Consider the following 14923-nt stretch of genomic DNA (forward strand, 5'->3'; position numbering starts at 1 on the left):
AGAACAAACACCATGCGCACTTTCGTGAAGCACGCCCTCTGGGGCACGCTCATCGCCGGCGGGATCACCCTGCTCGGCGCCTCGGCTGCGAACGCGGCCGACAACACCTCCGGAGACGACGGGATCGGATCCGGCACACAGATCATCGCCCCGATCTCGGTCCCTGTCACCGTGACCGGAAACGCGATCTCGATCCTCGGATCCTCCACGGCGACCGGTCCCGCCCCGACCGCCGCACCCGCACCCGGCCCGGCACCGGCTACGACCTCCGGAGACGAGGCCATAGCGTCCGGCACGCAGGCGGTCGTCCCCGTGAACGTGCCGATCACCGTGGCCGACAACGCGATCAGCGTGCTGGGAGAGTCCGACAGCACGGCGACTGCGCCACCCGCCGCGCCAGCGGCAGCGACACCGGCACCGGCACCGGCCACGACGACCAGTGGCGATGACGGAGTGCTCTCGGGCACGCAGGCGGTCGTCCCGGTGACGGCGCCGATCACGGTCACGGGCAACGCGGTGAGCGTGCTGGGCGACAGCACCGCTACCTCGGGCTCGCCGACCACCGGCACGACGCCACCCGCCGGCACCCCGCCCGCGGCAACCGGTCCGAGCACCAGCGGCGACGACGCGATCCTCGGCGGCACGCAGGTCGTCGCCCCGATCACCGCGCCCGTCACCGCGGTCGGCAATGCCATCGCCGTCCTCGGCGACAGCACCGCCACCACGACGGGATCCAGTCCTATGACGGGCGGAGCCGGTAGCGGTTCCGGCGCGACGACCTCAGGGATCGGATCCATCCTCGGCGGCACGCAGATCGTCGCCCCGATCACCGCTCCGATCACGATCGGCGGCAACGCCATCGCGGTGGGCGGCACCAGCACGACGACCACGGGAACACCCGGCACCCCGGGCACACCCGGCGCCCCCGGAACTCCGGGCACTCCCGGAACCCCCGGGACCCCGGGCACTCCGGGAACGCCAGGAGCCCCCGGTACGCCCGGAACCTCCGGCGGTCACGGTGCCGCGTCGATTCCCGTGTCGAACCTGGGCGCCGCGCAGAGCGGGCCGCGTCTCGCACAGACGGGCGAGGCTTCCCCGGCGCCGCTGATCCTGGTGGCGCTGCTGCTCGTGATGATCGGAGGCGGGATCCTCACCCGGCGCGCACTCGCCCGATGACCGGTTCGGCGGTGCGGCGTCCGAGGGAGGGTGCACGCAGCGCCGCCGGGCCCCGCCGGGTCGGCCCCGTCCCCAGCATCGGCCGGCCGGCAGAGAAAGGGGGTCGCCTCTCCAGGAGGAGGCGACCCCCGACGGGCGCGCCAGGGCGACCGGTCACGACACGCGTTCGGCGGTCACGATCCAGTTGTCGACGGAGTGCCCGTCGATGTGCGGCGCGTCGAGGTCGCAGGAGAACAGCGACAGCGCGCGCTCCGGCGCATCCGACTGCCACACCCACTTGTAGGTGGTCGCCGCCTGTGCCACGACATCCTGCTTCGGCGCGGATCGGGCGTCCTGCGTGACCGTGAAACCCGCGGTGGCGTATCCGCCCACCTGCAGCGCATAGGTGAGCACCACGCTGTCGCCGGCCCGCACCTGCCCGAGATCGTAGAACACGTCCTTCGTGCCATAGCCCGTCACGTTGTGCCCGACGATGATGCCCCGGTAATCGGAGAGGTCGCCCGGCACCGTCTCCCACTGCGGCGGTCCATACCACCCCGCCTGCCCCTCGTCGGGGCTCAGCCAGCCGTCGCCGTTGAGCTGGATCTGGTTCACATCCGCGTCGATGAGCGGCACTCCCTGCTGGAGCACGGTCACGTGCACGGGAATGCCGGCGATGTCCTGCAGCGGCGCGGGAGTCGGCGCGGCCGGCGAAGCAACCGGGTTCGGCGAAGGGGTCGGCGTGACGGGCGCGGCCGTCGGCGCCGACACGGGCGCGGTGGACATCGGTACGCCACCGAGGGCGGATCGCGTCGCGCTCCACAGCAGCACCGCGGCCGCCCCGGCGACGAGCCCGACGACGAGCAGGGCCACCGCGAGGCGGCGGCGCCGCGCGGTGGCCCTGTCGTTCATGGCGTGGAGTGATTAGCGCGACTCAGTTGCGACGCGAACGGGCGAGCAGTCCTGCGCCGGTCAGCGCCCCGGCCGCGAGAAGGCCGAGGCCGCCCGAGAGCACGAGCACCGCGGTCTGATCGGCGTCGGTCTGCACCGTGGCGGGCACGGTGTGCGTCTCGGGCTCGGGTGCGGGCGCGACCACTGGTGGGGCCACGACCGGCGGTGTGACGACGGTCACGGGGCAGGCCACGGCGTCGTGGTGAACGGTCTTCGTCACCGCCGGCGTGCCCTCGGTCGGCGGGACGGCAGGCTGGCCTTCGACGTCGATGATCTTCTCAGCCGACCAGTAGAACCAGTCGGCCTTCCCGGGCGTACCCGCCTGGAAGATCTGGTTGATCGGATCCGTTCCATGCCCGGCGCCCTCGTAGTTCGTGGTGTTCGCCTGCCAGTTCTCCCCCGGCGGAACATCCCCGGGGGCCGGACCGTCAGGACCGCCGGTCCACGAATAGCGCTGGAAGTTGCCCCAGTGCCAGACCTCTTCAACCGCAGGCGTTCCCGGGGCCCCGGGAACGGCCGGCGTCACGACGACGGTCTCGTCGTACGCCGCCATCGGCGTGCACGGCGCGGCGTCGTCTGCAGACGCGCCCGGCACCGTGATCAGGATTCCCGCGACCGCGAGCGACATCGCGCCCGCCGCGTACGCGGCCTTGCGGAGCACCCCAGCGCCCCTGTTGACAGAAGACATGTCCCCAGCTCCCCAGCTCGGTGATCGGTGATGATCACACGCTCCGGGTGCGCGGAAGTCTGCGGAGTGCACTGCGCCGCGCCGATCCCCAAGATCACCGGGTCCCACCCCGTCGACGGTTGCCCACGCCCCAGCCCGTGCAACCTTTGGGACTGACGATACCGATCTTCCGGTATGAGGGCAATGGATCGAAGAGCACCCCTGAAGGAGCGGCACCGCGGATCCAGACACGCGAAAGGGGCCGCCTCCCGAAGGAGACGGCCCCTGACAGGCAGTCGGCGCGTGAGCGCCTGCCGGATTACTTGGCGGCGACGACCTGCAGCGTGATCACAGCGGTCACGTCGTCGTGCAGACGAACCGTGGCCTCGTGCTCGCCGACCGACTTGATCGGCGAGGTGATGTGCACCTTGCGCTTGTCGATCGCACCGATGCCGGCAGCCTCGACGGCGGCGGCGACATCGGCGGTCTTGACCGAACCGAACAGACGGCCCTCGGCGCCGGCCTTGACGGCCAGGCGCACCTTGGCGGCCTCAATGGCGTTCTTCAGCGCCACCGCGTCGTCGAGGTCATGGATCGCACGCGCCTTGCGGGCGGCCTGGATCTGCTCGACCTGCTTCTCGCCACCGCGCGACCACGCGACAGCGAAACCCTGCGGCACGAGGTAGTTGCGGGCGTACCCGTTCTTGACCTCGACCACGTCACCGGCGCTACCGAGCCCGGCGACCTCATTCGTGAGAATCAGCTTTGCCATGTCGGTACCCCTTAGCGGCCAGCGCCGGCGTAGGGCAGGAGCGCCATCTCGCGCGCGTTCTTGATCGCCTTGGCGATCAGACGCTGCTCCTGCACCGAGACACCGGTGATACGACGGGCGCGGATCTTTCCACGCTCCGAGATGAACTTGCGGAGGGTCGCGACGTCCTTGTAGTCGATGACACCCACGCGGATGGACTTCGCGGGAGCGGTGGGCTTGCCACCCTTCCGCGGCTTGCGGCGGTCGCCGCTCGACTTTCCAGCCATGAGTCTTCCTTACGAGAAATGGTTTTCGGATCCGTCAGGATCCGCAATCTTGTTGATGCTCCGGCCCCTGTGCGGGACCGACGACGGCCTCAGAAAGGCGTGTCGTCGCCGAAGCTGCCGGGAGTGCTCCACGCGTCAGCGCTCGAGGAACCGGGGGTCGACCACGGCTCGTTCGAGGACTGCTGCTGCGGACGTCCACCGCCGCTGTTGCCACCGGAGAAGCCACCGCCGTTGCCGCCGCCGTTGGAGGCGGCACGGGTGACCTGCGCGGTCGCGTAGCGGAGCGAGGGGCCGATCTCGTCGACCTCCAGCTCGATCGCGGTGCGGTTCTGCCCCTCGCGGTCCTGGTAGGAGCGCTGACGCAGACGACCGGTCGCGATGACCCGCATGCCCTTCGTCAGGGATCCCGCCACATGCTCGGCGAACTCGCGCCACACGGACGCACGAAGGAACAGCGCGTCGCCGTCCTTCCATTCGTTCGCCTGGCGGTCGAAGGTGCGCGGCGTCGAAGCGATGGTGAAGTTCGCCACCGGCAGCCCGTTCTGCGTGTAGCGCAGCTCGGGGTCGGCAGTGAGGTTTCCCACCACGGTGATGACGGTCTCGCCGGCCATGATCCTTAGACCTTCGCGGCCTTGGGCTTGCGGGCGGCCTTCTCCTCGGCACGCTTGGCCTCGGCTGCGACCATCGCCTGCGCCTCTTCGGCACGCAGAACCTTGGTGCGGAACACGAGCTCCGACAGGTTCAGCTGGCGGTCCAGCTCGTTGGTGGCGTCGCTGCTCGCGGTGAAGTTCACGACGGCGTAGATGCCCTCGGTCTTCTTGTTGATCTCGTAGGCGAAACGGCGCTTGCCCCAGATGTCGACCTTGTCAATCGAGCCACCATCGTTGGTGATGACCTTCAGGAACTTGTCGAGGTTGGGGGCAACCTGGCGCTCGTCCAGCTCGGGGGTCAGAATGACCATGAGCTCGTACTGGTGCGTCACTTACCCACCTCCTTCGGACTAGAACGGCTTCCGGGACTTTCCCGGAAGCAGGAGGGTGTTGTGCACGTGTCAGGGCACAGATGTACCCAGACAACCTGAACAGCTTAGCGGATCCGACAGGGTGCCGCGAACCGGCCGGTCGGCGGACCGCTTCCGTCTTACCCCGCCGGGTAGCCTGGCGGCATGCGGTGGGAGAACGACGTCGAGGTCGGCAGCTGGATCCGGGATCGTCTGGATCCCGGCTTCACGACGATGCACGGCGTCGTGCCGCACGGGTTCGAGGCGTACGCCAGGATCTTCCATCCGGCGTCGGTGCGGAGCCTCCTCGGTGGCGGCGTCGTTCCGACCTCCGACGAGCTGCGCGCGATGTCGGACGACGAGTTCGACCGCACCGTCGCATCGTTCCGGGACGAGGTCGTCACCTGGGCGGACACGGCCGCAGCCTTCGGCACGGTGCTGCACCCGTTCGCGCAGTGGAGCCGGATCGTGCGCACCCCTGCGGGCGAGGACTGGCGGCACCGGCACGCCCCCGACGGGCGAGAGTTCAGCGCGCCGATCGAGGGCGATCTGCCGCCCGCGATCCTGGCTCATGCGGCCGAGCACCTTGTCGCGCACACGACGACGCCCGGCGAGGGCGTCGCAGGAGTGTGGGAGGGGTGGGGCGGTCTGCTCGGCGGGTACGGCTCCTCGGGGTTCGTGACGCTGACGGCGACCGATGACGCGGCGAGCGCGCACGCCGCGATGCTCGCCGAGAGCATCCATGACCCCTTCAACAACCCGTATCAGAAGGCGGTGTGGCACGACGGGATCCTGTCCCGCGAGATCTCCGAGGGCGCGCGCCTCGAACTGCCGATGCGCGACCACGTGCTCTTCGCCGCCCCGCCGCAGGCCTTCGCGGATCCGGACTGGGTGGCGTTCGCACCCTGGCGCGACCCCCGGCACGAGCAGTTCGGGACACCGCCGAGCGCCCAGCACCCGAGCCTGATCTGGCCGGCCGACCGCGCCTGGATCCTGGTCAGCGAGATCGACTTCGACTCCACGGTCGTCGCCGGATCCGCTGCTCTCATCGCCGCACTGTGCGCGGACGAGCGGATCGAGGCTCTGCCCCTCGCCGAGGGCGCGAACCTGCAGTGGGACGCCGACGAGCTGAACCGCTGAACGCCCGCCGCCGTCCGGCCAGGATGCGAGCCATGGGGGTTAGCGTGGACGCGTGACCGTGCCGACGAACCGACCAGCGGGCTCGTATCCCTTCGATGCCACCCCGCTCACCGCGCCGATCGACCGCGCCGCGCTGGCCGCCTTCGCCCGTTCGGCGCCCGCCGGAGGCTCCGGAGCGAGCGCGCCCCAGATCATCGGCATGGTCTTCGGCGCCATCGCCGTGGTCTTCATCCTCGGCGTCGCGGGCAGCATCTTCAGTGCGATGCTGAGCGCCTCCCTGGGCGTCGGCGTCAGTCTCATCATCACGCCGCTCTTGATCCTGGTCCTCGCGGCGGCCATCACGGTGGGGGTCGTGTTCTGGGTGCGCGGCCGGAGGATCCGGGCCTACCGCCTCGCCGCATTCGCGGCCGCCAACGGCATGAGGTACCTCCCCGAGCTCGCCGATCCGCAGCTTCCAGGCATGATCTTCGACCTGGGTCATGCTCGGGTGTCCCGCGACCTGGTGCGCGGCACCACCCCCCGCTTCGTCGAGTTCGCGAACTATCAGTACACGACCGGATCCGGCAAGGAAGCCGAGACCCACCATTGGGGCTACGTCGCGATCCGGCTCGACGTGCCGCTGCCGAACATCGTGCTCGATTCGCTCGCGAACAACGGCTTCCTCGGCTCGAACCTGCCCGCGTCCTACGGCAGGCATCAGCGCCTGTCCCTTGAGGGCGACTTCGATCAGTACTTCGCGCTGTACTGCCCCGAAGGCTACGAGCGCGATGCGCTCTACCTGTTCACCCCGGACGTCATGGCGCGCCTCATCGACAACGCCGCCTCCTTCGACATCGAGATCGTCGATGACTGGCTGTTCCTGTACGCGCAGAAGGCGGAGGTGACGACCCTGGATCCGGCGGTCTGGGCGCAGCTGTTCGGCACCGTGGGGGCGGTCATCACCAAGCTGCAGCAGTGGGCGCGCTGGCGCGACGACCGGCTGCGCGCGGCGGGCGCGAGCCCCGGCGCCGGCCCCGCGGCCGCCCCGTCCGCGTCCCCGGTGCCGGCCACGTCCCCTGGCGTGCCGGTCGCCCCGCTCGGATTCCTCGCCGGCGCTGCGGCACCGAGCGCCGACGCCACCGGCTTCGCCGCACCAACGCCGGCGGATCCGGCCCAGCCCTGGTCGCCACCCCCGGGTGTCGCTCCCGGCGGGCGCCGGCTCAAGCGCGCGTTCCCCTGGGTGTCGGTGCTCATGTTCGGCATCATCGCCGTGGCATGGTTCGTGTTCCGGGTGCTCCTGTTCGGGCGCTGACCCGGTCACCGCACCCTCGGCGAGGACCCCGCGGATCCTGCGGCGGTTCGGGCTAGCGTGGGGGCGTGAGCACCCCACTGCCCCCGGGATACTTCGATCCCCGGCCGCTGACCGACCCGGTCGATTCCGGTGCCGTCGCCGCGTTCGCGCGGCAGCAGCGTGCGCAGCACCCCACGTCGGGAGGCACGATCGTCGGGATCGTGATCGCCGCGGTCGTGATGGCGATCCTCGTGGTTCCGGTCATGTTCGTGATCGCGATGGGCATCGGCCTCACGATCGGCTCCGCAGTGGGCCACGGCGCGGGCGCGAGCGCAGGCGCCGCGATCGGCGGGTTCGGAATGCTCGTCCTGATCGGGGGGATGGGCACCGGCGCCGGTCTCCTCATCGCCAGGGCCCAGCGCGATCGACGGATCGCGCAGTACCGCATCGCCTGCTTCGCCGCGGCGAACGGCATGTCGTACATCGGGACGATCGCGGATCCGCCCCTTCCCGGCATGATCTTCGGGCACGGCTCGGGGCGTGCAACGACCGACGCGGTGCGCGGCACGCAGCCGAGGTTCGTCGAGTTCGGCAACTACCGTTACACCACCGGCTCGGGCAAAGACGCCCACACGCACCAGTGGGGGTACATCGCCGTCAAGCTCGACGTGCCCCTCCCGCACATCGTGCTGGACGCGCTCGGCAACAACGCGCTGGGCAGCAGCCTGCCCGCGTCGTTCGACAAGCATCAGCGGCTCTCGCTCGAGGGCGACTTCGACCGCTACTTCACGCTGTACTGCCCGGCCGGCTACGAAACCGATGCGCTGTACCTGTTCACGCCCGACGTGATGGTTCGGTTCATGGACAGCGCGGCCCTGCTCGACGTGGAGATCGTCGACGACTGGCTGTTCCTGTACACGCAGCGCCCCGTGTCGACCCTGGATCCGAACAGCTGGGGCTGGCTGTTCGGTGCCGTCGCCGCCGTGCTCGGCAAGCTCGACCAGTGGGAGCGCTGGCGCGATGACCGGCTGCGGCTGGGCGCTCCCGCGGACGCGACCGCTCCTGCCCTGGCGAGCTCCGCCGACGCCGTCGGCGTGGTTTCGCCGTCCCCGGGGCCGACCGCCGGGCACGCACTGCCCTTCGCGGCGCCCGTGAACCTGCTCACCCCGCCGCCGCCCGACGTGGCGCCGCCAGGCCAGCGTCTGCGCCGGCGAGGACCGTGGGTGACGCTCGCGATCGTGTTCGGCGTGGTGCTGGGCGTGCCGGTGATCTTCATCAGCGCGCTCGGCGTCATCACCCTTCTCGTGGTGGGCCGCTGAGCGCACGCCAGAGATGGAAAACGTCGCTGCAGAGTGGTCTGCAGCGACGTATTCCATCTTTACGGGCGATCACGACGGGCGACCTTCACGGGCGACGCGAACGCCGCACCGGCCCGCCGAGCGACGGCACCGAGGGCGCGATCAGGCGCCGCGGCGCACCGCCTGCCAGAGAGCGCGGCGCTCGGCCTGCTCCACCGGATCCGGCACGGGAAGGGCCGCGAGCAGCTCCCTCGTGTAGGAGTTCGACGGATCGTTCAGCACCTGCGCGGTCGTGCCCTGCTCCTGGATCCGTCCCTGCCGCAGCACGATGATGCGGTCGGAGACGGCGTCGATCACGGCGAGGTCGTGACTGATGAACAGCGACGCGAAGCCGAGCTCGGCCTGCAGCTGTACGAACAGGTCGAGCACCTTCGCCTGCACCGAGACGTCCAGGGCACTGGTGGGCTCGTCCGCGATGAGCAGCTTCGGGTCCAGGGCCAGAGCGCGAGCGAGCGAGGCACGCTGACGCTGGCCACCGCTGAGCTCATGCGGGAAGCGGTCGCCGAAGCTCGTCGGCAGCCGCACCGCATCGAGCAACTCGTCCACGCGCGCACGTGCGGCGGCGACACTCGATGCCCTGCCGTGCACGACGAGCGGCTCCGCGATGCACTCGGCGATCGACAGCAGCGGATTGAAGCTGGTGGCCGGATCCTGGAACACGAACCCGATCTCGGGGCGGAGCGGGGCCAGCTGACGCTGCTTGACGCCGTTCATCTCCTGGCCGAGCACGCGCAGCGACCCGCCGACGACCGTGGTGAGGCCGACGACGGCGCGGCCGATCGTGGTCTTGCCCGACCCGGACTCGCCGACCAGGCCCACGACCTCGCCGGGGCCGACGTGGAAGTCGACGCCCTTGACCGCCACGACGCCGCCGCGGCCGAAGCGGCCCGGATACCCGATCTCGCACGCCCGCGCGACGATCAGGCTGCCTTCCGGGGCCTCGTCCGCGACGCCGGAGGCCGGGCTGGTCACCGCCGCCGCCTCCAGCATCGACTTGCCCTGGCCGACGTGCGGCACGGCGGCGAGCAGCTCGCGCGTGTACTCCTGCTGCGGGTTGGCGAAGAGCTCACGCACGGGGGCCTGCTCCACGATGTCGCCGCGGAGCATCACCACCACACGGTCGGCGAGGTCGGCGACGACGCCCATGTTGTGCGTGATGAGCACGATCGTCGCACCGAATTCGTCGCGGCAGGCGCGCAGCAGCTCGAGGATCTCGGCCTGCACCGTGACATCGAGGGCCGTGGTCGGCTCGTCGGCGATGATGAGCCCGGCGTTCAGCACGAGGGCCATCGCGATCACGATGCGCTGCTTCTGCCCGCCGGAGAACTGGTGCGGGAACTCGTCCACGCGCTGATCCGGATCCGGGATGCCCACCTTGCGGAGGATCTCGATCGCCTTCGCCCGCGCCTCCTTCTTGGAGAGCCGGCCGTCGTGATGCGCACGCAGCCCCTCGGCGATCTGCCAGCCGACGGTGTAGACGGGGTTCAGCGCCGTGGACGGCTCCTGGAACACCATCGCCGCGTCGCGGCCTCGCATCGCGCGCAGCTTCGCGGCCGAGGCGTGCACGACGTCGGTCTCGCCGCCGCGGCCGCGCACGATGACCGCGCCCGACATGGTCGCGGTCTCCGGCAGCAGGCCGAGCAGGGCGTTGGCGGTGACGGTCTTGCCGGATCCGGACTCGCCGACGATCGCGAGAACCTCACCCGCATGCGCCTGGATGTCGATGCCCTTGACCGCGTCGACGGGCTCGGCATCGGTCGCGAAGCGCACCTTGAGACCGCGGAGCTCTGCCACATCGGGCAGGCCGGTGTTCATGGTCGTGCCGGTCATGCCGCACCTCCCGCGCGACGGCGGGTGCGCAGTCGCGGATCGCTCAGGTCGTTGAGGCTCTCGCCGACGAGGGTGATGCCGAGCACCACCAGCACGATCGCGAGGCCGGGGAAGATGGACGTCCACCAGATGCCGCTGGTGACGTCCGCGATGGCGCGGTTGAGGTCGTAGCCCCACTCCGCGGCCGAGGTCGCCTCGATGCCGAAGCCGAGGAAGCCGAGCCCGGCGAGGGTCAGCAGCGCCTCGGAGGCGTTCAGCGTGATCACGACCGGCAGCGAGCGCGTGGAGTTGCGCAGCACGTGGCGGGTCAGGATCCGCCCGGTCGGCACGCCGATGACTCTCGCCGACTCGACGAATGGCTCGGCCCGGACGCGCACCACCTCGGCGCGGATCACGCGGAAGTACTGCGGCACGAACACCACGGTGATCGACAGAGCCGTGGCCATGATGCCCGACCACAGGTTCGACTGCCCGTGGCTGATCACGATCGACATCACGATGGCGAGCAGCAGCGACGGGAACGCGTAGATCGCATCGGCGATCACGACGAGCGTGCGATCGAGCCAGCCGCCGAAGTAGCCCGACACCAGGCCGAGCGCGATGCCGATGAAGATCGAGCAGGCGATCGCGGCGAGGATCACGAGCAGCGCGGTCTGGGATCCCCAGATCACACGGGAGAAGACGTCGAAGCCGCTGACGGTGGTGCCGAGAAGGTTGGTGGCGCTCGGCGGCTGCTGCGTGCCGAACTTCACGCCGTTCACGGACTGCTGCGCCCACGAGTACGGGGCGATGAACGGCGCCAGGATCGCGACCAGCACGAAGATGCCGGTGATGACGAGACCAGTCACCAGCATGCCGCGCTGCAGCCCAACGCTCTGGCGCAGCTGCGAGACCACGGGGATCCGCTCGCGCCAGCGTCGCTTGCGCGGCGCCTGGGCGGCGAGCGCCTCGGTCTTCGGAGTCGGGAGGTCGCGGTCGATCACGGGGTCGGGGGTGTTGTCGACGTTCATCTCAGTACCTCACCCGCGGGTCGATCATGGCGGCGACGATGTCGACGACGAAGTTGGTGACGGCGACGATCACCGCGATCATGACGACGATGCCCTGCACGGCCACGAAGTCGCGCGCCTTCAGGTACTCGCTCAGCATGAAGCCGATGCCCTTCCACTCGAAGGTCGTCTCGGTGAGGATCGCGCCGGCGAGGAGCAGCGCGATCTGCAGACCCATCACCGTGATGATCGGGATCAGCGCCGGCCGGAACGCGTGCTTGGTGACCAGACGGTACTCGCTCACGCCACGGGAGCGACCGGAGGTGACGTACTGCTGGCCGAGCGTGCCGATCACGTTCGTGCGGATGAGCCGCAGGAAGATGCCGGCGGTCAGCAGGCCGAGGGCGAGGGCCGGCAGGATCGCGTGCCACAGCACGTCGAGGATGGCAGGACCGTTGCCGAGCCGGATCGCATCGAGCAGGTAGATGCCGGTGGGGGTGCTGACACCGCTCATCAGCAGCTCGGTCTGGGTGCTCGCACGCCCGGAGACCGGCATCCAGCCCAGCCAGACCGAGAAGACGAGCTTCAGCAGCAGGCCGACGAAGAAGATCGGCGTGGCGTAGGCGAGGATCGCCATGATGCGCAACGACGCGTCCTGCCACTTGTCGCGGCGGTGCGCGGCGACGAGGCCGAGCGGGATCGACACCGCGAACGCGACGATGAGCGCGTAGATCGCGAGCTCGAGCGTGGCGGATCCGTAGGTCAGCAGCACCGTGGTGACCTTCTGGCCGTCGGTGATGGTCGTGCCGAAGTCCCCGCGCAGGATGTTGCCGAGGTACTCGAAGTACTGGATCAGGACCGGCCGGTCGTAGCCGGCCTCGTGCACGCGCTGAGCGAGCTGTTCAGCCGGCAGGCGGCCGCCGAGGGCCGCGGTGATCGGGTCGCCGGTGACCCGCATCAGGAAGAAGACCAGGGTGATCAGGATGAGGACGGTGGGGATGATCAGCACGAGGCGGATCAGGATGTAGCGCCACAGTCCTCCTCCGGAGGACTTGGGACGCGTCGCCACGGGATCTGCGGCGAGGACATCAACGGCCATGAGGAACCTTCGTGAGGATGGAGCGGATCCGGTCGCTTCACTGCGAACCGGAATCGGGCGGATCCAGACCCCGTGACGGGGTGTCGAGCCTGTCGTGGCTCAGGGACCGGATCTGCCCTGGAACGAGGACGGGGCACCGTCGCGTGTGCGGCGGTGCCCCGTCTGAGGGTGTGTTACTTCGTCAGCGGCGCGTAGCGGAACTTGAACGACGCGTCGAGCGTGGTGCCGTTCACGTCCTTGCCGACGACGGCGACCTGCTTGCCCTGCAGCAGCGGCAGGGTGGACAGGTCCTTCGCGACCATGTCCTGCACCTGCGCGAGGTCGGCCATGCGCTTGTCCTTGTCGGTCTCGGTCTGCGACTTCACGATGAGGTCGTTGACCGCCGTGTTGTCGTAGTGGTTGCCGAGGAAGTTCTTCGTGAGGAAGAACGGCGACAGGTAGTTGTCGGCGTCGGAGTAGTCCGGGAACCAGCCCAGCTGGTACGCGGGGTACACATCGGCCGTGCGGTCCTTGGAGTACTGCGTCCACTCCGTGCTCTGCAGGTTGACGGTGAACAGACCGCCCTGCTCGAGCTGCGCCTTGACCGCGGCGTACTCGTCACCCGAGGACGGGCCGTAGTGGTCGCCGTTGTACTGCAGGCTCAGCGTGACCGGCGTGGTGACGCCGGCGTCGGCGAGGACCTTCTTCGCCTTGTCGAGCGAGGGGCCGCCGTTGCCGTCGCCGTACATCGACTTCAGCGGCTGGGTGGCACCCGCCATGCCGTCGGCGACGAAGGAGTACAGCGGGCTGTACGTGCCCTTGTAGACGTCCTTCGCGATCGCCTCGCGGTCGACGAGGTCGGCCGCTGCCTGGCGCACGGCCTGAGCCTTGGCTGGATCGGCCTCGGGGGTCGTCGCGCCGAACGGCTGCGTGTTGAAGTTGAAGACGATGTAGCGGATCTCGCCGCCGGGGCCCTCGACCAGCTTGACCTTCTTGTTCTTGCCCAGGTCCTCGGTGTCGGTGGCCGACAGGCTGCGGAAGGCCACGTCGATGTCGCCGTTGCCGATCGCGAGCTTCAGGTTCGAGGCGTCGGCGAAGTACTTGACGTTGACCTGGCTGTTGGCGGCCTTGCCCAGCTCGCCCTGGTAGCCGGCGTACGGCTTGTAGGAGATGAGCTGGTTCTTCTTGTAGTCGGTGATCTCGTACTGACCGGCGAAGGCCTTGCCCTTGACGATGGCGTCGTCGTCGGTGACCTTGTCGGCCGAGAACACCTTCTCGTCGACGATGGGCGCTGCGGGGCTGGAGAGGATGAGCGGCCAGATCTGGTCGTTGCCGTTCTTCAGCGTGAAGACGACCGTGGTCGCGTCAGGCGCCGCGGTGCTGTCGAGGTTGCCGAGCAGCGAGGCCGGGCCGTTGGGGTCGTTGATCTTGACCATGCGGTCGAAGGAGAACTTCACGGACGCCGAGGTCAGCGGGTCGCCGTTGGCGAACTTCAGACCCTTCTTGAGCTTCACCGTGTACTCGGTCGGCGAGGTGAACTCCGCCGACTCGGCGATGTCCGGGGTGACCTCGGCCGTGCCGTACTTGCTGTTCATGAGGAACGGGTAGATCTGGTTCATCACCGCGAACGACCCGTTGTCGTACGAGCCGGCCGGGTCGAGGAACGTGATCTTGTCGGTCGTGCCGACGGTGATCGTGCTGCCGGAGGATCCCCCGGTCGAACCCCCGCCGCCCGTGCTGCTCGTCGCACAGCCCGCGAGAACGAGGGCCGTGGCGCCGAGCGCGCCGATGGCGAGGCCGAGACGGCCTCGAGTGCTGTGGAATGACATATACACCTCTGTATCGGTTCCGAGACCGCGCTTCAGCGCGGCCGCAACATCCATGGCCGTCAGGGTTCACGGCGCACGGGACACCCGATTGTAGGCATGGGTCGGCGATTCGCGGGAGTTCCGACGCCGAGACGTAACCTGGTCAGGAGAACTTCCTGGCCGGGGTGATGCGCCGGATCAGGCCAAGGCGAAGTGCTCCAGCTCGGCCTGATCGAGCATCCGCGAGCGGGTCAGGAACCGTTTGCCGGTCGGCGCCTCGACGCTGAATCCGGATCCGCGTCCGTCCACGACGTCGATCGTGAGGTGCGTGTACTTCCAGTACTCGAACTGCGACGCGGACATGTAGACCGGCACGGACTCCTCGAGGCCGACGTCGAGATCTCCGAGCATCACGTCGCCGGATCCCGTCAGGAACATCCCCACCGGATAGCACATGGGTGCGGATCCGTCGCAGCATCCTCCGGACTGGTGGAACATCAGCGGACCGTGCTGCGCCGTCAGTTCGCGCAGCAGCGCCGCCGCCTCCGCCGAGACCTCGACGCGGTGGAACTCGGGCATGGCCCGCTCCTCTCGTGTGTCGCCCCTCGGTCGTTGAGCGAGCGAAACGAGACGAAACGC

At 69.3% G+C, this 14923-nt stretch carries 15 protein-coding genes; 4 read left to right on the top strand and 11 right to left on the bottom strand.

Annotation, left to right across the window (positions count from 1 at the left end):
- Positions 1–12 precede the first annotated feature (12 nt).
- Positions 13–1176: a chaplin family protein gene (locus tag ACTJI8_RS06905; RefSeq protein WP_440732685.1), complete on the top strand. Its 1164-nt coding sequence runs from the start codon at positions 13–15 to the stop codon at positions 1174–1176.
- A 153-nt stretch (positions 1177–1329) separates the two neighbouring features.
- On the opposite strand, the gene ACTJI8_RS06910 is transcribed toward ACTJI8_RS06905, so the two are convergent.
- The 6 genes from ACTJI8_RS06910 to rpsF form a co-directional block, all read right to left on the bottom strand.
- Entirely contained in the window at positions 1330–2067 is a 738-nt protein-coding gene (locus ACTJI8_RS06910) for a class F sortase (RefSeq protein WP_440732686.1), read from the bottom strand.
- Between the two features lie 22 nt (positions 2068–2089).
- Entirely contained in the window at positions 2090–2794 is a 705-nt protein-coding gene (locus ACTJI8_RS06915; protein WP_440732687.1) for a hypothetical protein, read from the bottom strand.
- Between the two features lie 298 nt (positions 2795–3092).
- Positions 3093–3545: a 50S ribosomal protein L9 gene (gene rplI / locus ACTJI8_RS06920; RefSeq protein WP_440732688.1), complete on the bottom strand. Its 453-nt coding sequence runs from the start codon at positions 3543–3545 to the stop codon at positions 3093–3095.
- A gap of 11 nt (positions 3546–3556) precedes the next feature.
- On the bottom strand, positions 3557–3811 hold the full coding sequence (gene rpsR / locus ACTJI8_RS06925) for a 30S ribosomal protein S18 (RefSeq protein ID WP_071641238.1): 255 nt from the start codon (positions 3809–3811) through the stop codon (positions 3557–3559).
- An 89-nt stretch (positions 3812–3900) separates the two neighbouring features.
- Positions 3901–4422 carry a single-stranded DNA-binding protein gene (locus ACTJI8_RS06930; RefSeq protein WP_440732689.1) on the bottom strand — a complete coding sequence of 174 codons (522 nt, stop codon included), beginning with the start codon at positions 4420–4422 and terminating at the stop codon, positions 3901–3903.
- Positions 4423–4427: 5 nt separating this feature from the next.
- Complete coding sequence (rpsF, locus tag ACTJI8_RS06935; protein ID WP_440732690.1) at positions 4428–4793, bottom strand: 30S ribosomal protein S6; 366 nt, start codon at positions 4791–4793, stop codon at positions 4428–4430.
- Positions 4794–4976: 183 nt separating this feature from the next.
- Here rpsF and ACTJI8_RS06940 point away from each other — a divergent pair, with 183 nt between their 5' ends.
- From ACTJI8_RS06940 to ACTJI8_RS06950, 3 genes are all read left to right on the top strand, one after another.
- Positions 4977–5951: a hypothetical protein gene (locus ACTJI8_RS06940; RefSeq protein ID WP_440732691.1), complete on the top strand. Its 975-nt coding sequence runs from the start codon at positions 4977–4979 to the stop codon at positions 5949–5951.
- A gap of 52 nt (positions 5952–6003) precedes the next feature.
- On the top strand, positions 6004–7242 hold the full coding sequence (locus ACTJI8_RS06945) for a hypothetical protein (protein WP_440732692.1): 1239 nt from the start codon (positions 6004–6006) through the stop codon (positions 7240–7242).
- 65 nt (positions 7243–7307) lie between these two features.
- The gene (locus ACTJI8_RS06950) at positions 7308–8540 is read left to right on the top strand and encodes a hypothetical protein (protein ID WP_440732693.1); all 1233 of its coding nucleotides are present in this window, start codon (positions 7308–7310) and stop codon (positions 8538–8540) included.
- Positions 8541–8681: 141 nt separating this feature from the next.
- Here ACTJI8_RS06950 and ACTJI8_RS06955 read toward each other — a convergent pair whose 3' ends face one another.
- From ACTJI8_RS06955 to ACTJI8_RS06975, 5 genes are all read right to left on the bottom strand, one after another.
- The gene (locus tag ACTJI8_RS06955; RefSeq protein WP_440732694.1) at positions 8682–10409 is read right to left on the bottom strand and encodes a dipeptide ABC transporter ATP-binding protein; all 1728 of its coding nucleotides are present in this window, start codon (positions 10407–10409) and stop codon (positions 8682–8684) included.
- Positions 10406–11419, bottom strand: a complete 1014-nt coding sequence (locus ACTJI8_RS06960; RefSeq protein WP_440732695.1) for an ABC transporter permease — start codon at positions 11417–11419, stop codon at positions 10406–10408. Before ACTJI8_RS06960 ends, ACTJI8_RS06955 begins: the two co-directional genes overlap by 4 nt.
- Position 11420: 1 nt before the next feature.
- Complete coding sequence (locus tag ACTJI8_RS06965; RefSeq protein ID WP_440732696.1) at positions 11421–12497, bottom strand: ABC transporter permease; 1077 nt, start codon at positions 12495–12497, stop codon at positions 11421–11423.
- Between the two features lie 173 nt (positions 12498–12670).
- A complete protein-coding gene (locus tag ACTJI8_RS06970) occupies positions 12671–14305 on the bottom strand; it encodes an ABC transporter substrate-binding protein (protein ID WP_440732697.1) in 1635 nt (544 codons plus the stop codon).
- Between the two features lie 177 nt (positions 14306–14482).
- The gene (locus ACTJI8_RS06975) at positions 14483–14863 is read right to left on the bottom strand and encodes a DUF779 domain-containing protein (protein ID WP_440732698.1); all 381 of its coding nucleotides are present in this window, start codon (positions 14861–14863) and stop codon (positions 14483–14485) included.
- Positions 14864–14923 lie beyond the last annotated feature (60 nt).

This window comes from Microbacterium sp. 22303 (assembly GCF_052045265.1).
In the GTDB taxonomy this organism is placed as follows: Bacteria; Actinomycetota; Actinomycetes; order Actinomycetales; family Microbacteriaceae; genus Microbacterium.